This is a genomic window from Pseudomonas sp. ADAK7, from assembly GCF_012935675.1.
In the GTDB taxonomy this organism is placed as follows: domain Bacteria; phylum Pseudomonadota; class Gammaproteobacteria; order Pseudomonadales; family Pseudomonadaceae; genus Aquipseudomonas.
Genome location: NZ_CP052861.1, coordinates 5,411,012 through 5,428,342 on the forward strand (window position 1 = coordinate 5,411,012; position 17,331 = coordinate 5,428,342).

The 17,331-nt window shown below is 60.4% G+C and carries 17 protein-coding genes; 9 read left to right on the plus strand and 8 right to left on the minus strand.

The window, feature by feature from the left end:
* Position 1: 1 nt before the first annotated feature.
* The 4 genes from aroQ to HKK53_RS24880 form a co-directional block, all read right to left on the minus strand.
* The gene (gene aroQ, locus HKK53_RS24865; RefSeq protein ID WP_169372964.1) at positions 2 to 442 is read right to left on the minus strand and encodes a type II 3-dehydroquinate dehydratase; all 441 of its coding nucleotides are present in this window, start codon (positions 440 to 442) and stop codon (positions 2 to 4) included.
* Between the two features lie 138 nt (positions 443 to 580).
* Complete coding sequence (locus HKK53_RS24870; RefSeq protein WP_169372965.1) at positions 581 to 1,492, minus strand: LysR family transcriptional regulator; 912 nt, start codon at positions 1,490 to 1,492, stop codon at positions 581 to 583.
* Positions 1,493 to 1,761: 269 nt separating this feature from the next.
* Positions 1,762 to 2,841 carry a tRNA (uridine(54)-C5)-methyltransferase TrmA gene (trmA, locus tag HKK53_RS24875; RefSeq protein ID WP_169372966.1) on the minus strand — a complete coding sequence of 360 codons (1,080 nt, stop codon included), beginning with the start codon at positions 2,839 to 2,841 and terminating at the stop codon, positions 1,762 to 1,764.
* Positions 2,838 to 4,133, minus strand: coding sequence for an NCS2 family permease (locus HKK53_RS24880; RefSeq protein ID WP_169372967.1), 1,296 nt, complete (start codon positions 4,131 to 4,133; stop codon positions 2,838 to 2,840). Before HKK53_RS24880 ends, trmA begins: the two co-directional genes overlap by 4 nt.
* Positions 4,134 to 4,393: 260 nt before the next feature.
* Here HKK53_RS24880 and HKK53_RS24885 point away from each other — a divergent pair, with 260 nt between their 5' ends.
* The gene (locus tag HKK53_RS24885; RefSeq protein ID WP_237150809.1) at positions 4,394 to 4,798 is read left to right on the plus strand and encodes a DUF4879 domain-containing protein; all 405 of its coding nucleotides are present in this window, start codon (positions 4,394 to 4,396) and stop codon (positions 4,796 to 4,798) included.
* Positions 4,799 to 4,864: 66 nt separating this feature from the next.
* Entirely contained in the window at positions 4,865 to 5,416 is a 552-nt protein-coding gene (locus HKK53_RS24890) for a DJ-1 family glyoxalase III (protein ID WP_169372969.1), read from the plus strand.
* Positions 5,417 to 5,422: 6 nt separating this feature from the next.
* Here the strand turns inward: HKK53_RS24890 and HKK53_RS24895 are convergent, their stop codons facing one another.
* On the minus strand, positions 5,423 to 5,710 hold the full coding sequence (locus tag HKK53_RS24895) for a HigA family addiction module antitoxin (protein WP_169374290.1): 288 nt from the start codon (positions 5,708 to 5,710) through the stop codon (positions 5,423 to 5,425).
* A 209-nt stretch (positions 5,711 to 5,919) separates the two neighbouring features.
* On the opposite strand from HKK53_RS24895, the gene HKK53_RS24900 reads away from it, so the two are divergent.
* Genes HKK53_RS24900 through HKK53_RS24910 form a run of 3 tightly spaced genes read left to right on the plus strand, consistent with a single transcriptional unit; the run spans position 5,920 to position 9,625 of the window.
* Entirely contained in the window at positions 5,920 to 6,441 is a 522-nt protein-coding gene (locus HKK53_RS24900; protein WP_169372970.1) for a (2Fe-2S)-binding protein, read from the plus strand.
* Positions 6,438 to 7,424: an FAD binding domain-containing protein gene (locus tag HKK53_RS24905; protein ID WP_169372971.1), complete on the plus strand. Its 987-nt coding sequence runs from the start codon at positions 6,438 to 6,440 to the stop codon at positions 7,422 to 7,424. The genes HKK53_RS24900 and HKK53_RS24905 overlap by 4 nt, the downstream gene beginning before the upstream one ends.
* Complete coding sequence (locus tag HKK53_RS24910) at positions 7,424 to 9,625, plus strand: xanthine dehydrogenase family protein molybdopterin-binding subunit (protein WP_169372972.1); 2,202 nt, start codon at positions 7,424 to 7,426, stop codon at positions 9,623 to 9,625. Before HKK53_RS24905 ends, HKK53_RS24910 begins: the two co-directional genes overlap by 1 nt.
* Here HKK53_RS24910 and HKK53_RS24915 read toward each other — a convergent pair.
* Complete coding sequence (locus tag HKK53_RS24915) at positions 9,622 to 10,860, minus strand: MFS transporter (RefSeq protein WP_169372973.1); 1,239 nt, start codon at positions 10,858 to 10,860, stop codon at positions 9,622 to 9,624. The two genes, HKK53_RS24910 and HKK53_RS24915, sit on opposite strands and share 4 nt — an antisense overlap.
* Before the next feature lie 535 nt (positions 10,861 to 11,395).
* On the opposite strand from HKK53_RS24915, the gene HKK53_RS24920 reads away from it, so the two are divergent.
* The 3 genes from HKK53_RS24920 to HKK53_RS24930 all read left to right on the plus strand — a co-directional run bounded on the left by HKK53_RS24920 (position 11,396) and on the right by HKK53_RS24930 (position 14,078).
* On the plus strand, positions 11,396 to 12,832 hold the full coding sequence (locus tag HKK53_RS24920; protein WP_169372974.1) for a cytochrome ubiquinol oxidase subunit I: 1,437 nt from the start codon (positions 11,396 to 11,398) through the stop codon (positions 12,830 to 12,832).
* Positions 12,833 to 12,835: 3 nt separating this feature from the next.
* On the plus strand, positions 12,836 to 13,843 hold the full coding sequence (gene cydB, locus HKK53_RS24925) for a cytochrome d ubiquinol oxidase subunit II (protein WP_169372975.1): 1,008 nt from the start codon (positions 12,836 to 12,838) through the stop codon (positions 13,841 to 13,843).
* Positions 13,844 to 13,910: 67 nt separating this feature from the next.
* Positions 13,911 to 14,078, plus strand: a complete 168-nt coding sequence (locus HKK53_RS24930; protein ID WP_169372976.1) for a DUF2474 domain-containing protein — start codon at positions 13,911 to 13,913, stop codon at positions 14,076 to 14,078.
* An 80-nt stretch (positions 14,079 to 14,158) separates the two neighbouring features.
* Here HKK53_RS24930 and HKK53_RS24935 read toward each other — a convergent pair whose 3' ends face one another.
* Both HKK53_RS24935 and HKK53_RS24940 read right to left on the minus strand, forming a co-directional pair.
* A complete protein-coding gene (locus tag HKK53_RS24935) occupies positions 14,159 to 15,283 on the minus strand; it encodes a methyltransferase (RefSeq protein ID WP_169372977.1) in 1,125 nt (374 codons plus the stop codon).
* Between the two features lie 175 nt (positions 15,284 to 15,458).
* The gene (locus HKK53_RS24940) at positions 15,459 to 16,172 is read right to left on the minus strand and encodes an autoinducer binding domain-containing protein (RefSeq protein WP_169372978.1); all 714 of its coding nucleotides are present in this window, start codon (positions 16,170 to 16,172) and stop codon (positions 15,459 to 15,461) included.
* 351 nt (positions 16,173 to 16,523) lie between these two features.
* Between HKK53_RS24940 and HKK53_RS24945 the strand changes: the two genes are divergently transcribed.
* On the plus strand, positions 16,524 to 17,300 hold the full coding sequence (locus HKK53_RS24945; RefSeq protein ID WP_169372979.1) for a ferredoxin--NADP reductase: 777 nt from the start codon (positions 16,524 to 16,526) through the stop codon (positions 17,298 to 17,300).
* Positions 17,301 to 17,331 lie beyond the last annotated feature (31 nt).

Consider the following 17,331-nt stretch of genomic DNA (forward strand, 5'->3'; position numbering starts at 1 on the left):
TTCACCCCTTCAAGCGTTGGCTGAAATGCTCCAGCGCCAAACGATAGCCGTGGCTGCCGAAACCGCACATCACCGCCGTGGCGATGGCCGAGACAAAGGAGTGGTGGCGGAACGGTTCGCGGGCGTGGACGTTGGACAGGTGAACTTCGATCACCGGCAGTTCACTGGCCACCAAGGCATCGCGAATCGCCACGGAAGTGTGAGTCCAGGCCGCCGGGTTGATGACGATCCCGGCGCAACGGCCGCGAGCTGCGTGAATCCAGTCGAGCAATTCACCTTCATGGTTGGTCTGGCGAAACTCCACCGCCAGGCCGAACTCTTCGGCAGAGCGCCCGCACAGCGCGGAAATGTCGGCCAGGGTTTCGTGGCCGTAGGTCGCCGGTTCACGGGTGCCGAGCAGGTTCAGGTTCGGGCCGTTGAGCACCAGAACGATAGGGGGCATCGGGGTCTCTCCACTTATTGTTTTTAGCTTTGGCTGTAGGGTTCAGCCTGTGGAGATAAATTGTACTAGGCAGTTACTTTGGTCAATTGAAGAGGTTGTATGGCGGGTTTTTGTGTTCGGTGATCGGACGGTCGTTACTTAGCGAGGTAAATGCTCGACCAGAAAATCGATAAACGCCCGCAACCGCAATGGCACATGCCGACTCTGCGGATAGAGCAGGGTGAAGGGCCGCGAGCGTCCGCCATACGGCTTGAGCACCTCCACCAGCGAGCCATCGGCCAATTCGTTTTCGACGATGAAGCGATAGGTCTGAAACAACCCCGCACCGTGTTTCGCCAGGGTCACGCCGCCCAACACGTCGTCGGAGCAACTGAGACTGCCCTCGGCGAGAATCTCCTGCGGCACGCCGTTGTCATTAAACAACCAGGCAATCCGCCGCCCGCTGCTGGGCAGTTCGTATTGAATGCATTCGTGCTGCTGAAGATCGTCAAGAGTTTGCGGCACGCCGGCGCGCTTCAGGTAATCGGGACTGGCGATCATCACCAGCGCCGCGTCTTCCAGGGGCCGCGCGATCAAACCGGAATCCGGAATCGCCCGCACCCGGATCGCCATGTCATAGCCTTCGCCGACAAAATCGATGTTGCGATTGCTGATATGCGCCTCGACCTTCACCGCCGGGAAACGCGCGCGAAACTCCGGCAGCAACGGCAGGATCCGGTGATGGGCGTAGGTCGTAGGAATACTGATGCGCAAGGTGCCGGACGGTTCCTGCTGCTGGCCCATAACCTCCCGTTGCGCTTCCACCAACTGCGCCAGCGCCTGACGACATTCCTCGTAATAACGCCGGCCACTGTCGGTCAACTTGACGCTGCGCGTGGTGCGGGCGAACAACCGCACGCCCAGGCGCTCCTCCATGCGCGATACCGAACGGCTCACGGCGGCGGGCGTCACCCCGGCGACCAGTGCGGCGGCGGTGAAGCTGCCAGCCTCGGCGGCCAGGCAAAACAGTTCGATGCTGCCGAGCTGAAGATCGTCGAAGTGTCGTTGCATGATTGATTACGCCGGGGGGATCGAATGAGGGGGCTGGTTCTTATGTATCACAATGAACCGGTGGCGAGGGAGCTTGCCTGTGGCGAGGGAGCTTGCTCCCGTTGGGCTGCGAAGCGGCCCCAAAATCTTGTGAGCGCTGCGCACTCAAGCGGGAGCAAGCTCCCTCGCCACAAGCAAGCTCCCTCGTCACAAGGCCAGTCGTCGCTCCATAAACACCACCCAGAAAAAAGCCGTCATCAAGACGGCTGATTTGTATCGGGTACGTGCAATCAACGCCGGGTCAACAACACCCCGGATTCCATGTGATGGGTCCACGGAAACTGGTCGAACATCGCGCATTGGGTAATGCGGTGGGTGTCGTGCAGTTGGGCGATGTTGGCCGCCAGGGTTTCCGGGTTGCAGGAAATGTAGAGGATGTTGTCGAAGCGTCGGGTCAGTTCGCAGGTGTCCGGGTCCATGCCGGCCCGTGGCGGGTCGACGAACACGCTGCCGAACTCGTAGCTCTTGAGGTCGATGCCGTGCAGGCGTCGGAACGGCCGCACTTCGTTCAAGGCTTCGGTCAGTTCTTCGGCGGACAAACGCACCAGAGTGACGTTATCCACAGCGTTTTCGCTGAGGTTGCTCAACGCCGCGTTGACCGAGCTCTTGCTGATTTCGGTGGCCAGCGCTTTGCGTGCACGGGTGGCGAGAGGCAGGGTGAAGTTGCCGTTGCCGCAATACAGCTCCAGCAAATCGTCGGTGCGATCACCCATGGCGTCGTAAGCCCAGTTGAGCATCTTCTGGTTCACGGTGCCGTTGGGCTGGGTGAACGCGCCTTCCGGTTGGCGATAGCTGAAGGTGCGGCCGCCGACTTCGAATTGCTCGACCACGTAATCGTGGCCGATGACTTCGCGCTTGCCCTTGGAGCGACCGATGATGCTGACGTTCAGCTCGGCTGCCAGTTTGGTCGCCGCCGCGTGCCAATGCTCGTCCAGCGGACGGTGGTAGCACAGGGTGATCATCGCATCACCGGCCAACGTGGTCAGGAACTCCACCTGGAACAACTTGTGGCTCAGCGCTGCGCTCGCTTGCCATGCGGCTTTGAGCTTGGGCATCAGCTCATTGATGCGCAGGCTGGCGATCGGGAACTCTTCGATCAGGATCGGCGTGCGTTTGTCATCTTGGGCAAACATCGCGTAGTGACGGTCGCCGCCTTCGCGCCACAGGCGGAATTCGGCGCGCAGGCGAAAGTTTTGCAGCGGCGAGTCGAACACTTCAGGTTCTGGCGCACCAAACGGGGCCAGCAGGTCACGCAAGCGCGTGACCTTTTCTTCGAGCTGAACGGCATAGGCCTGGGAATCAAAAGTCATGCGCTGAACCAACCCAACTTGATCACAAACAGAATCGACAGAATCACCAGCGCCGGGTTCAGCTCACGGGCACGCCCGGACAGCAACTTGATCGCGGTCCAGGAAATGAAACCGAAGGCGATGCCGTTGGCGATGGAATAGGTGAACGGCATGGCCAGGGCAGTGACCACGACCGGTGCGGCCACGGTGATGTCGTCCCAGTCTATTTCGGCCAGGCCGGAAGTCATCAGTACGGCGACGAACAGCAGTGCCGGTGCGGTGGCGAACGCTGGAACGCTGGCGGCCAGTGGCGAGAAGAACAGCGCCAGCAGGAACAGGATCGCGACCACGACAGCGGTCAGGCCGGTGCGGCCACCGGCACTGACGCCAGCGGCGGATTCGATGTAGCTGGTGGTGGTCGAGGTGCCCAGCAGCGAACCGGCCATGGCCGCGGTGCTGTCGGCGATCAGCGCACGACCCATTTTCGGCATGTGGCCGTCCTTGCCCATCAGGCCGGCGCGCTTGGCGACGCCAATCAGGGTGCCGGAGTTGTCGAACAGGTCGACGAACAGGAAAGCAAAAATCACGCTGACCAGACCGATGTCCAGGGCGCCCTTGATGTCCAGTTGCAGGAAGGTCGGGGCCAGGGAAGGAGGCATCGACATCACGCCGCCGAACGGGGTGAAGCCCAGCGCGATGGAAGTGATGGTCACCGCCAGGATGCCGATCAGTACCGCACCACGAACCTTCAGGGCTTCGAGGGCGACGATCAGGGCAAAGCCCAGGGTCGCGAGGATCGGCGCCGGTTGTTTCAGGTCACCGAGGCCGACCATGGTCGCCGGGTTGCTGACCACGATGCCGGCGTTGTGCAGGGCGATCAGGGCCAGGAACAAACCGATACCGGCAGCAATCGCCGAACGCAGCGGCAGCGGGATGCTGTTTATGATCCATTCGCGGATGCGGAAGATCGACAACAGGAAGAACAGCACCGCCGAGATAAACACCGCACCCAGCGCCACTTGCCAGGTATGGCCCATGTGCAGGACCACGGTATAAGTGAAGAACGCGTTCAGGCCCATGCCCGGCGCGAGCGCGATCGGGTAGTTGGCGATCAGGCCCATCACCGTCGAGCCGATGGCCGCGGCCAGGCAGGTCGCGACAAACACCGCGCCCTTGTCCATGCCGGTCTCGCCGAGAATGCTCGGGTTGACGAACAGAATGTAGGCCATGGCCAGGAAGGTCGTGACGCCCGCCAGAATCTCGGTCCGCACGTTGGTGTTATGTGCCTTGAGTTGAAACAGCCTTTCCAGCATGTCTGCTCCCCGTGGCGCGCCCGGCGCCGTGAATGTATCGACCTCAACAGCAAAGCACAGACCACTGATGGCGCCTGGTAATTTTCTGTGGGTCGGAAAAAGCCGCGCATCATACCAGCCGCGTGGGGTAATGGCTGCGATCGTCGGCGATGTTTTGCGGTTCGCTGAACTGCGCCATACTGCGCGCCTGTTTTGGGGGAGTATTCATGGTGGGCAGCAAGCGCAACATCGTTCGGCCGTTGGGGCTGTTTTTCGCGTTTATGGCCAGCGTACCCGCGGTTCTGGCGGCGTCGGCACCGCCATTGACCGACGTCCAGGTACTCAAGGTGCAGTCGACGGCGTGCGGGATTGAAAACATCTCGGCCGGGCAAGAGCGGACGACGTGCGATCACGGCGGGGCGGACATCAAGGTCTATGTGCTGGAGATGGGCTACGGCCGCGCACCGCGTGTGGCGCTCGACGGTTTCAGCGTTACCGGGACGCGGGAAAAGGTCTGTGCCTACCGAAATGGCAATCCGACGCAATGCACCAGCACTGAGACCAGGATCGTCGGCACGCTGTACATCTATGACCTGGGCGGCAAGCAGGAAGGGACGTTCACCTTCAGCAACACCTCGATCAACGCGCCGGGCAACACGATTTCGACGCAGCTTTACATCAAGTAACGGCAGGTGCGAACAAGGGAGACTAAAGCTGACTACGCTTTAAGGATCATCCCGTGGACCGTGCCCATGACCTTTAGAGCTCTGATTACCCTCGCCGAGGGCATCGATGACCTGCAATGCGTGACCCTGGTCGATGTGCTGCGCCGCGCCCAGGTTGAAGTGGTGGTGGCCAGTATCGAAGGGCGGCGCATGCTCACCTGCGCCCGTGGCACTCGCCTGACCGCCGACGCGATGCTGGTGGATTTGCTGGCCCAGCCATTCGACCTGATTGCCCTGCCCGGCGGCGCCGTTGGCGCGCAACACCTGGCGGCGCATCAACCTCTGGAACAATTGATCAAGGACCAGGCCGCCGCCGGGCGCCTGTTCGCCGGCATCGCCGAAGCGCCAGCATTGGCGCTGCAAACCTTTGGGGTTCTGCGCCAGCGGCGCATGACCTGCCTGCCTTCCGTCAGCAATCAATTGTCAGGCTGCAACTTCGTCGATCAACCTGTGGTGGTCGACGGCAACTGCATCACTGCCCAAGGCTCAGGCGCCGCGTTGCTGTTTGCGCTGGCGCTGGTGGAACAGCTCTGTGGTAAAGCCGTAAGAGCGGCAGTGGCGGGGGAGTTGTTGGTTTAGAAAAGATCAGGCATGGGCGGCAATGGGCTCGATGGCCGGTTGCTCACGATGTTCCGCCTGCCAAAGGTCGTAGTCGATTTGAACCCCTAGCCACATTCTGGCTTTACCGATGCCTGCCCGCTCAAGACGTACCGCCAAGTCTGGGCTGATGGGGGCATGTCCATGTAGCACCCGGGAAAGATGTGGCCGGGCAAAACCGAGATGGCGGGCCAACTCGGTGACGCTGATCCCTAAATCCGGCAACACGTCCATCAACAGTGTTTCACCGGGGTGTGGCGGGTTGTGCATGGGCATGAAGGATTTGATCATGGGAAAAGTGTAAGGCGATACATTACACTCGATGCGGTATCTATGTATCGCACTTGGTCGGCAAATGTGTGCTTGGTGCGGTTTTGCACCACAGATCAATTCCTTTGAACGCCCATCCCACCCCCGAAGTCGTACCCCTTAATGACGGCGGTTTGCCAAAACGCCGCGAAGGTACGACCAACCGTGAGGTGTTTATGAGCGCGATCACTCCCGACGCTGCGCCGTCGTTGTTCACCCGTCATCCGCTGCGCCTGAGGCTCAACGGCCAGGCGCGTGACCTTGATGTCTTGCCGTGGACCACGTTGCTGGACCTGCTGCGCGAGCAACTGGACCTGGTCGGTACAAAAAAAGGTTGTGACCACGGCCAGTGCGGGGCCTGCACGGTATTACTCAACGGCAAGCGGGTGAATGCCTGCCTGACCCTGGCGGTGATGTGCGACGGCGCCGAGTTGACCACCATCGAAGGCTTGGCAGACGGCGAAGAGCTGCACCCGATGCAGCAGGCCTTTATCAAGCACGATGCTTTTCAATGTGGTTATTGCACGCCGGGGCAGATTTGTTCGGCGGTGGGGCTGGCTAACGAAGGTCGGGCGCAAACCACGGAACAGATCAAGGAGCTGATGAGCGGCAACCTCTGCCGCTGTGGCGCCTACAGCCATATCCGCGATGCCATTGAAGAAGCCTTGCCTGCCTGCCAGCCAGGAGGCGACCAATGAATCCTTTCCATTACAGCAAACCGGATTCGGTGCAGGACGCCGTCCATCTCGCCGGCCCTGCCTCGCGCTTCATCGCGGGCGGTACGAATCTGTTGGATTTGATGAAGGAAAACCTCACCCGCCCCGAACATCTGATCGACATCACCGGACTGCCGCTGCGTGAGGTCACTGAAACGAAAAGGGGCGGGCTGATGATCGGCGCGCTGGTCAGCAACGCCGACCTGGCCTGGCACCCGTTGATCGAGCAGCGTTATCCCGTGTTGTCCCAAGCCATTTTGGCCGGCGCATCGCCGCAATTGCGCAACATGGCCAGCACTGGCGGCAATCTGCTGCAACGCACGCGCTGCTACTACTTCTACGACGCCAATGTGCCGTGCAACAAACGCGAACCCGGCAGTGGTTGTCCGGCGCGGGACGGGCTGAACCGGATTCATGCGATTTTCGGTGCCAGCGTGCAATGCGTGGCCACGCATCCTTCCGATATGTGCGTGGCACTGGCTGCGTTGGAGGCGGTGGTTCATGTGCAAGGCCGCAGTGGCGCCAGAACCATTGAGTTTGCTGACTTTCATCGCCTGCCCGGCGACACCCCAGAGCGCGATAACCAATTGGCCGACGATGAACTGATCACCGCCATTGAACTGCCCGCCGCCGGTTTCGCCGAACACAGCCATTACCTGAAGATTCGTGACCGTGCGTCTTACGCCTTTGCCCTGGTTTCGGTGGCTGCGGCGCTGGACATGACCGGGCCCGTGATTCGCGAAGCGCGCCTGGTGCTTGGCGGGGTAGCGCACAAACCGTGGCGTGACGAAGCGGTAGAGCATTGGTTGGTGGGCAAGGCGGCCAGCCCTGAAACGTTCACCGCCGCTGCCGATGCTCTGCTGCAAAACGCCGAGCCCCTCGAACACAACGCTTTCAAAGTCACCCTGGCACGCCGGGCGATCATCCGCGCCCTGAGCGATGCCGCGCAGGGAGGGCTAGCCTGATGAATACCTTCACCAAGCCCATGGGCCAACCGCTGGATCGCGTCGACGGTCATCTCAAAGTCACCGGTCAGGCCCGCTACGCCGGAGAATTTCCCGAGGACGGCTTGCTGCACGGCAGCGTGGTCTCCAGCCGCATTGCCCACGGTCGAGTGATCAGCATCGACGCGTCCAAGGCTCTCGCGCTACCGGGTGTGGTCGCGGTGATCGATCACAGCAACCGCCCGAAAATCGCCAGTTATGACAAAGACTACGAAGATGCCGACTCGGCCGAGGGTTCGCCGTTTCGCCCGTTGTACAACGATCGAGTGCTGTACAGCGGTCAGCCGTTGGCGCTGGTGGTGGCGGACAACCTTGAGTTGGCGCGGTATGCCGGCTCATTGATAGAGATTGAGTACGAGAGCGAACCGCATCAGACCGATCTGCTGATCCTGCAAGACGAAGCTCGTCCAGCGCCGGCCGAAGTCCCCAAGCCTCGTGGGAATTTTCAGGCCGAGTTTGCCGGTGCGGCCATGAGCCTGGATCTGAGCTACAGCACCCCCATCGAACACCACAACCCGATGGAACCCCACGCCAGTACGGTGCTGTATCAGGTCGATGGCAGTCTAAACATTCATGACAAGACCCAAGGCCCGCAGAACTGTCAGTCCTACGTGCAAAAAGTCTTCGGATTACAAAAAGAGCAGGTCCGGATTTTCGCAGCCTATGTCGGCGGCGCGTTCGGCTCGGGCCTGCGGCCGCAATATCAGCTGCCGCTGGCGGTGATGGCGGCGCTGCATCTCAAGCGTTCCGTACGCGTGACGTTGACGCGCCAGCAGATGTTCACCTTCGGCTATCGCCCCCGCACCTTGCAGCGCCTGCAATTGGGCGCGGCGGCCAATGGACGCTTGCTCGCGGTGGGACACACCGCCATCGGCCAGACCTCGCGTTTCGAGGACTTCACCGAACATGTGGTGGAGTGGAGCGGCATGCTCTATCACTGCGACAACGTGCAACTGACTTACAAACTGGTGCCACTCGACGTGTTCACCCCGCTCGACATGCGTGCGCCGGGCGCGGCGCTGGGGCTGATCGGGCTGGAATGTGCGATGGACGAACTGGCCTGCGCCCTGGCGATCGATCCGGTGCAATTGCGCCTGATCAACTATGCCGAACGCAATCAGAACGAAGACAAACCGTATTCCAGCAAAGAGCTGCGCGAATGTTATGCCCAGGGTGCGAAACGTTTTGGCTGGGAAGCGCGTGATCCTGAACCGCGCAGCATGCGTCAGGGCCGGCAATTGGTGGGTTGGGGCATGGCCGGTGGGGTCTGGGAAGCGCTGCAGATGAAGGCCAGTGCCAAGGCGTCACTCGATCACAACGGCAAACTCACGGTCAGCAGCGCAACGACGGACATCGGCACTGGAACCTACACGGTAATGACGCAAATCGCCGCCCAGGCGTCGGGCGTTTCGCATAAGGATGTCACTTTTATCCTCGGTGACTCTTCATTGCCCACCGCGCCGTTGCAGGGCGGTTCATTCACCGTGTCGTCGGTCGGGACAGCCGTGCAACAGGCCTGTGAAGCACTCAAGGAAAAACTGTTGGCGGTGGCACGCCAGACCTATCCGGCGTTCGGCGGTGTCACTCTGGAGCAGGCGGTGTTCGAAGAAGGGCTGTTGCTCTTCGGTGATGCGCGGGTGTCGCTGGCCGAACTCGCAAGGGACAGCGGCGAAGAAACCCTGGATGTTCAGGTAGACGCCGAGCCGGACAAAAAACGCGAGGCTTACGCCACGGCGACCCATTCGGCGGTGTTCGTCGAAGTGTTGGTCGATGAGGATTTAGGCACGGTGAAGGTCAACCGCGTGGTCAGCGCCATCGCCGCCGGTCGCGTGGTCAACCCGAAAATGGCCCGCAGCCAGATTCTCGGCGGCGTGGTCTGGGGTATCGGCATGGCGTTGCACGAAGAGACGCAAACCGACCATGCGCTGGGCCGTCACATGAACCACAGCCTGGCCGAGTATCACATCCCGGTTAACGCCGACATCGGCGACATTGATGTGCTGTTTGTCGAAGAACACGACGAGATCGTCAACGCCCTCGGTTCCAAGGGCGTGGGCGAGATCGGCATCGTCGGCGTGGCCGCGGCGGTGGCCAATGCGATCTATCACGCCACCGGCAAACGGGTGCGGGATTTCCCTATCACCCTGGACAAGCTGCTTTAAACCTTGGCTTCTTCCGCCGGCACATGCATGCGGTCGCGGTTGGCCAGGGTCGGGAACAGTTTGATCCAGGTGCCGGTCACTACCAGCGTACCGATGCCGCCCATGACCACGGCTGGCACGGTGCCGAACCAATGGGCGGTGAGACCGGATTCGAACTCGCCCAACTGGTTTGAAGCGCCGATGAACAGCCCGTTCACGGCGCTAACCCGGCCACGCATTTCGTCCGGGGTTTCCAGTTGCACGAAGGAGGCGCGGATCACCATGCTGATCATGTCCGCCGCGCCCAGCACCACCAGCACCGCCAGGGAGAACCAGAACGAGGTGGACAAGCCGAAGGCGATGGTCGCCACGCCGAACACGCCGACGGCGGTGAACATCACCCGTCCGACTTTGCGTTCCACGGCAAACCGTGCGAGGAACAGCGACATCAACAGCGCCCCCACCGCTGGCGCTGAACGTAGCAGGCCCAGGCCCCAGGGGCCGGTCAGCAGAATGTCCTTGGCAAAAACCGGCAGCAGCGCCGTCGCGCCGCCCAGCAGCACGGCGAACAGGTCCAGGGAAATTGCCCCGAGAATGTCCGGGCGGCTGCGGATGAAACGAATCCCGGCCAGCAGCGAATCCATGGTCGCCTTGCCTTTGTTCAGCGGCGTTTGCCGGGCGGGCAGGTTAAGCATCAAGCAGCAGGCGATGATGTACAGCACCACCGTCGGGCCGTAGACCCAGACGCTGCCGAAGGCGTAGAGCAAGCCGCCGAGTGCCGGGGCGACGATGGTGGCCGATTGCTGCGCCGATTGGGCCGCGGCCACCGCGCGAGGGAACAGGGCGCTGGGCACGATGCTCGGCAGCAGGGCCTGGGTGGTCGGCATCTCGAACGAGCGCGCGGCACCGAGCAGGAACGCGAGGATGAAGATCATTTCCCGGGTGACGTGATCGGTGGCGCTGCCGATGGCCAAAGACAAGGCGATCAAGGCTTGCAGGGACTGGCAGATCGCCGCGACCTTGCGTCGGTCGTAACGGTCCGCGACATGCCCGGTGTGCAGCATGAACAGCACCCGCGGGGCGAACTCGACCAAACCCACCAGCCCCAGGTCCAGCACGTTGCCAGTCAGTTGGTACAGATTCCAGCCGATGGCCACGGTGAGCATCTGGAAACCGCTGGCGGTAAACACCCGAGCCAGCCAGAACGCAATGAAAGGACGGTGATGACGTAACAGCAGGGGCGCTTGGCTGGGCATCTGAAGGCAGGTCTTGAGCGAGGGGAGAGTCGAGATTATCACCAAGCTGTAACAAGAAGTTGCGCTGACAAAAAATTTTAGGTAGCTAAGCATCGATCTAGACACAGGTGCGTGCTATCCCTTGTAGCAGCTGGCGAAGCCTGCGTTCGGCTGCGCAGCAGCCGTAAAACCAGACAACACGGTACGCCGGCCAGACCGAGGTGGCAGGACTAACGACTGCTGCGCAGCCGAACGCAGGCTTCGCCAGCTGCTACAGAAGGGCGGTGGCTGCGACACAAGGGTCGTGAGGCAAGCTGTCACGCGTCAAAAGACCACACCGTCCATCGTCAAAAATGGGACTACTCTTTCAACGTTGCTTGATCCAGATCAATACCTCACCAGGAATTGATCCGGCGGCCAGACGGCCAGACTCCCTACGTTGTGATGTTTGTAAAAAAAGAACGAATTGGAATTCGCCACACTCCATATCCGTGGGGGCAGAGTGGGTGCAGGGCCATAAGCCCTGTAGCCGGTATTACCTGACAGAGGAAGACTTATGTTCGGTTTGGAGGCACTTGATCTCGCCCGGATGCAGTTCGCGTTCACCATCTCGTTCCACATCCTGTTCCCGGCCATCACCATTGGCCTGGCGAGTTACCTGGCGGTACTCGAAGGCCTGTGGCTCAAAACCAACAACGATACCTACCGCGATCTGTACCACTTCTGGTCGAAGATCTTTGCCGTGAACTTCGGCATGGGCGTGGTCTCCGGCCTCGTCATGGCCTATCAGTTCGGCACCAACTGGAGTCGCTTCTCGGACTTCGCCGGTTCCGTCACCGGGCCGCTGCTGACCTATGAAGTGCTCACTGCGTTCTTCCTCGAAGCCGGTTTCCTCGGTGTCATGTTGTTCGGCTGGAACAAGGTCGGACGCAACCTGCACTTTTTTTCCACCGTCATGGTGGCCATCGGCACGCTGATTTCGACCTTCTGGATTCTCGCCTCCAACAGCTGGATGCAAACCCCCCAGGGCTTCGAAATCGTCAACGGCCAAGTGATCCCAACCGACTGGCTGGCAGTGATCTTCAACCCGTCGTTCCCGTACCGCCTGATGCACATGGCGACTGCCGCATTCGTCGCCACGGCGTTCTTCGTCGGCTCCTCGGCGGCCTGGCACTTGCTGCGCGGCAAAGACAACCCGGCAATCCGCACCATGCTCTCGATGGCGATGTGGATGGCCTTGATCGTCGCGCCGATCCAGGCCGTCATCGGCGACTTCCACGGCCTCAATACGCTCAAGCACCAACCGGCGAAAATCGCCGCGATCGAAGGTCACTGGGAAAACGTCGGTGATGAACCGACCCCGCTGATCCTGTTCGGCTGGCCGGACATGAAAGCCGAGAAGACCAAGTATGCGGTGGAGATTCCGTACCTCGGCAGCCTGATCCTCACCCACTCCCTGGATAAACAGGTGCCGGCGCTCAAGGACTTCCCGCCGGAAGACCGACCGAATTCGACCATTGTGTTCTGGTCGTTCCGGATCATGGTCGGGTTGGGTTTCCTGATGATCTTCACCGGTTTGTGGAGCCTGTGGCTGCGCAAGAGCGACAAGTTGTACACCTCGCGACCGTTCCTGTACCTGGCGTTGTGGATGGGCCCGTCCGGCCTGATCGCGATCCTCGCCGGTTGGTTTACCACGGAAATCGGCCGTCAGCCGTGGGTGGTCTACGGCTTGATGCGCACGGCGGATGCGTCCTCCAATCACAGCTTCGCGCAGATGAGCATTACGTTGGTGCTGTTCGTGGTGGTGTATTTCGCGCTGTTCGGTGCCGGCCTGGGCTACATGATGCGCCTGGTGCGCAAAGGGCCGAAGATCGACGAAGGCAAGGAAACCAACGAGGGTGGTCCAGGCAAGAAACGCACACCGGCCCGTCCGTTGTCCGCTGCCGACGACGATCACACCGATGCCGACCACACCGTGACCAAGGAGATTTGAATCATGGGTATTGATCTTCCGCTGATCTGGGCCGTGATCATCATCTTCGGCATCATGATGTACGTGGTCATGGACGGCTTCGACCTGGGCATCGGGATTCTCTTCCCGTTCATTCCGGGCAAGACCGACCGTGACGTGATGATGAACACCGTCGCGCCCGTCTGGGACGGCAACGAAACCTGGCTGGTACTGGGCGGCGCGGCGTTGTTCGGCGCCTTCCCGCTGGCCTATTCGGTGGTGCTGTCGGCGTTGTACCTGCCGCTGATCTTCATGCTGATCGGCCTGATTTTCCGCGGCGTGGCGTTCGAGTTCCGTTTCAAGGCCAAGGACGACAAGCGTCACCTGTGGGACAAGGCGTTCATCGGTGGCTCGGTGGCGGCGACGTTCTTCCAGGGCGTGGCGCTGGGGGCGTTTATCGACGGGTTGCCGGTGGTCAATCGCCAGTTTGCCGGTGGTTCACTGGACTGGCTGACGCCGTTCACGATGTTCTGCGGCCTGGCGCTGGTGATTGCCTACGCCTTGCTCGGTTGCACCTGGCTGATCATGAAGACCGAAGGCAAGTTGCAGGAGCAAATGCACAACCTGGCGCGGCCATTGGCGATCGTGGTGTTGGCGGTGATCGGTATCGTCAGTATCTGGACCCCGCTGGCCCATCCCGAGATCGCATCACGCTGGTTCACCCTGCCGAACCTGTTCTGGTTCCTGCCGGTGCCGATCCTGGTGCTGGTGACCATGTACGGCCTGATACGCGCCGTGGCTCGCAATGCGCACTACACGCCGTTCCTGTTGACGCTGGTATTGATCTTCCTCGGCTACAGCGGCTTGGGCATCAGCCTGTGGCCAAACATCGTGCCGCCGTCGATCTCGATCTGGGACGCCGCCGCACCGCCGCAAAGCCAGGGCTTCATGCTGGTGGGCACGCTGTTCATCATCCCGTTCATCCTGGGCTACACCTTCTGGAGCTACTACGTGTTCCGCGGCAAGGTCACCCATGAAGACGGTTACCACTAGTAGGAGCAAAGCTTGCTCGCGATGGCGCCACCACAGGCGCCATCCCCTTCAAGAGAGGATCGAAGACATGTCCACCAAACCCTCCCTGCACGACATTCAACGGGCCGAAAAAAAGCCGCTGTGGCAGCGGCTCGGATGGTTGGCGATGATCTGGACCGGCAGCGTCGTAGCCCTGTTTATCGTGGCCAGCCTGATGCGCATGTTCATGAATGCCGCGGGCCTGACCACCCACTGAAACACCCCGGAATTTCCCATCCCGTTGCCTCGCGGCACGGTTTTGCAACCCTCCTGATGGAGGGTTTTTTTTAGCCCGCGTTATTTGCGGGCCTTGAGAATGACGAATTTCGGCGTCGCCGCCACTTGCTCGACGCCGCGGAACAACCGCGCCAGTTTGCTGTGATAACCCAGGTGGCGATTGCCGACGATGTACAACGCGCCACCGACCACCAAGGCCTCGCGGGCTTGCTGGAACATGCGCCAGGCCAGGAAATCGCCGACCACCTGTTGCTGGTGAAACGGCGGATTGCACAGCACTACGTCCAGTGACTGTGGTTCCTGCCCGGCCAAGCCATCGCCGGCACGGACGATAACCTCCCGCTCACCCAACGCCGCGCGCCAGTTTTCGCTGGCCGATTGCACCGCCATGTACGACTCGTCCACCAGCGTGTAGTGGGCTTCAGGGTTTTGCAGGGCGCTGGCGATGGCCAATACGCCGTTACCGCAACCAAGATCCGCCACCCGCGCTGCGCCGAGGCTCTTTGGCAAATACGGCAAAAACGCCCGGGTGCCGATATCCAGCCCTTCGCGGCAGAACACGTTGGCGTGGTTGAGCAGTTCGATCGCCGGCTCGTCGAGCAAGTAGCGGGACGGGTAGGGCGAGACGGCGGGCGTCTTGAGTTCAGGCGTGGCGATCAGCAACCGCGCCTTCTTCACCGCCAACGACGCCTGTACCGGGCCGATGTAACGCTCCAGCAAATCCCCGGCTGCGCGGGGCAAGTGCTTGACCATCGCCGCCGCAATCACTTGGGCGCCCGGCGCCAGTTGACCTTGCAGACGAATCAGTTGTTCTTCCAGCAAGGCGAGGGTTTTCGGTACCCGGATCAACACCCGGTCGAACGGCCCGATGAATGTTTCATTGGCCGGCACGCTCGGTACCGCGTCGAACGCCAGGCCATTGCGGATCAGATTCTTTTCCAGCCCCTGGAACGCCAGGAACGAGTCGCTGCTACTGGTGACCCGGACCTTGCCGGCCAGGCTGGCTGCCAATGCGCCAAAACTGTCATTAAGCACCAGTACCCGCGTATCGGCGGTCGGTTGTTGCTCGGCCATATGATTGAGCAGGTATTCGTCGGCAGCATCGAAGGCTTGCAGCGGTTCGTTCTGCTGTTCGGGCTGGCGGATCAGGTCAAGTTGGGCGAAAGGTGTTTCGAGCAGGGGCATGGGGCGGGGCTCTGGAGAATCAACGGATATCCCGCGGCCCAGGGGCGATGTAGCGGGCGGAACCGACCGAGTGGACTGCGGCGTGAAGGTTCACACGTCAACACTCAGGAAGGATCGCAAATGGTACGTTTTTTTGCAGTGGATTACCCGCAGGTTTTCCCTGGGGCGAGCGGTTTCAGATAGCCCCGCTCCTTGTCGCTACAAACACCGCCGCGATCTTGTTGCAGACCCCCAGTTTCTCGATAGCCCGGTGCACGTGGAAATTCACCGTGCGCTCACTCAGGCTGAGGATTCTGGAAATTTCGTACGCGGTCTTGCCATCGGCGGACAGTCGCAACACCTCGACTTCACGGGGAGACAGGCGCGGCGTACTCGGCCTCGGTTTTTTCTTCGGCAGGGTCTTGGCGGCCAGTGCGTGCAGATGACGACCGATGAACACCGTGAAACCGAGATTTTCATACAGTTCATACGCGGTAATCGGGCAGTGGCTTCTGGCCAGGCTCAGCATGCTGTACAGGCCGCTTTCCTCGTCATGGAATGATTGCGACCAGCCGTGTTGCAGCCCTTGTTGTTGCAAGGCTTGCCACAGCGACGGCGTCTGGGAGAAGACATCTTCAGTCCATAGAATGGGCAGCATGGAATGATTGCAGTGAGCTACTACGGGGTCGATGGCGCTGAATTTGTTTTGTTCATATTGAGTGTTCCAGGCCTTTGGGAAATTGTTCCGGTTGAGGCTGCGGTCGTGAGTACCAAGCGATTTTGAAGTGATTGAAAAAGCACAGAATTTAAACCCGAGATTTTTGACGAAGTTAAGTGAAATCGGATAAGCAATGTCGATTTCTTTAGCATAGGACAGCTGCGTCAACTGTGATTCCTTCCACATTTCCATCTTCAGTTCTCCATGTATGTGTTTCTCCGGGGTGCCCATTGGATCCAAAATCCGGCACGTCACGAGTGTAGGATGAATCCTACTGAGGTGCCCTGATTTTTTCGCTCTTTATAACCGCTGCAAATGCGGGATCGGTTTATAAGGAGTGTCACGGTGGAGTAACAACTTCGAGGGAGAATCAATTGACAACTTTTTCACAAAAGCTGCTGGCTAATTAGTGTCACCGCGGCGTTTCTATTAAATAAGACTAGCTAACGAACAGTAACCATCACCTAAAGCCACTACAAACCAGCGGTGTTTAAGTCGTCTGCTTTGCGGGACACTGGCCCCACCTGTCCAATGGAGTGCCCCATGACCGCCAGTGCAGAAAAATTCACCCGCCAGACCTTGCTCGACGTCCAGCCATTGACGCCGAGCCTGTTCACGCTGCGCACCACCAGGGACCCGGGCTTTCGCTTTCGTGCGGGGCAATTCGCTCGGCTGGGGGTGACCAAACCCGATGGCAGCACGGTGTGGCGCGCCTACTCCATGGTTTCTTCACCCTACGACGAGTTTCTCGAGTTTTTTTCCATCGTCGTGCCGGGGGGCGAGTTCACCAGTGAGCTGAGCCGCCTGGCAGTGGGGGATACGTTGCTGGTCGAGCGGCAGGCCACGGGCTACCTGACCCTGGATCGTTTCGTCGATGGTCGTGACCTCTGGTTGTTGTCCACCGGCACAGGGGTGGCACCGTTCCTGTCGATCCTGCAGGATTTCGAGGTGTGGGAAAAGTTTGAACGCATCATCCTGGTCTACAGCGCGCGCGAAGGCCGGGAACTGGCCTATCAGGAGTTGATCGCGGGGTTGGCGCAACGTGACTACCTGGCGGAATACGCCCACAAGCTGCAGTTCATCCCGACTGTAACGCGCGAGCAGGTGCCTGGCGTCCTGAATGGACGGATCACCACCCTGATTGAAAATGGCGAACTGGAGCAGGCGGCGGGGCTGGAACTGACGCCCGAGCACTCGCGCGTGATGATCTGCGGCAACCCACAGATGATCGATGACACCCGCAAATTGCTCAAACTGCGCGATATGAACCTGAGCCTCAGCCGACGGCCCGGACAGGTGGCGGTGGAAAACTACTGGTAAAAAAAACGGCGCCCCGAAGGCGCCGTTTTTC

What these genes read in the sequence shown, in the direction of transcription:
- HKK53_RS24930 (WP_169372976.1), top strand. Translation starts at nt 13,911, where the DNA reads ATGTCCACCAAACCCTCCCTGCACGACATTCAACGGGCCGAAAAAAAG.
- HKK53_RS24880 (WP_169372967.1), bottom strand. Translation starts at nt 4,133, where the DNA reads ATGCTGGAAAGGCTGTTTCAACTCAAGGCACATAACACCAACGTGCGG.
- aroQ (WP_169372964.1), bottom strand. Translation starts at nt 442, where the DNA reads ATGCCCCCTATCGTTCTGGTGCTCAACGGCCCGAACCTGAACCTGCTC.
- HKK53_RS24920 (WP_169372974.1), top strand. Translation starts at nt 11,396, where the DNA reads ATGTTCGGTTTGGAGGCACTTGATCTCGCCCGGATGCAGTTCGCGTTC.
- trmA (WP_169372966.1), bottom strand. Translation starts at nt 2,841, where the DNA reads ATGACTTTTGATTCCCAGGCCTATGCCGTTCAGCTCGAAGAAAAGGTC.
- HKK53_RS24895 (WP_169374290.1), bottom strand. Translation starts at nt 5,710, where the DNA reads ATGCCCATGCACAACCCGCCACACCCCGGTGAAACACTGTTGATGGAC.
- HKK53_RS24885 (WP_237150809.1), top strand. Translation starts at nt 4,394, where the DNA reads ATGGCCAGCGTACCCGCGGTTCTGGCGGCGTCGGCACCGCCATTGACC.
- HKK53_RS24910 (WP_169372972.1), top strand. Translation starts at nt 7,424, where the DNA reads ATGAATACCTTCACCAAGCCCATGGGCCAACCGCTGGATCGCGTCGAC.
- HKK53_RS24870 (WP_169372965.1), bottom strand. Translation starts at nt 1,492, where the DNA reads ATGCAACGACACTTCGACGATCTTCAGCTCGGCAGCATCGAACTGTTT.
- cydB (WP_169372975.1), top strand. Translation starts at nt 12,836, where the DNA reads ATGGGTATTGATCTTCCGCTGATCTGGGCCGTGATCATCATCTTCGGC.
- HKK53_RS24935 (WP_169372977.1), bottom strand. Translation starts at nt 15,283, where the DNA reads ATGCCCCTGCTCGAAACACCTTTCGCCCAACTTGACCTGATCCGCCAG.
- HKK53_RS24900 (WP_169372970.1), top strand. Translation starts at nt 5,920, where the DNA reads ATGAGCGCGATCACTCCCGACGCTGCGCCGTCGTTGTTCACCCGTCAT.
- HKK53_RS24905 (WP_169372971.1), top strand. Translation starts at nt 6,438, where the DNA reads ATGAATCCTTTCCATTACAGCAAACCGGATTCGGTGCAGGACGCCGTC.
- HKK53_RS24890 (WP_169372969.1), top strand. Translation starts at nt 4,865, where the DNA reads ATGACCTTTAGAGCTCTGATTACCCTCGCCGAGGGCATCGATGACCTG.
- HKK53_RS24940 (WP_169372978.1), bottom strand. Translation starts at nt 16,172, where the DNA reads ATGGAAATGTGGAAGGAATCACAGTTGACGCAGCTGTCCTATGCTAAA.
- HKK53_RS24915 (WP_169372973.1), bottom strand. Translation starts at nt 10,860, where the DNA reads ATGCCCAGCCAAGCGCCCCTGCTGTTACGTCATCACCGTCCTTTCATT.
- HKK53_RS24945 (WP_169372979.1), top strand. Translation starts at nt 16,524, where the DNA reads ATGACCGCCAGTGCAGAAAAATTCACCCGCCAGACCTTGCTCGACGTC.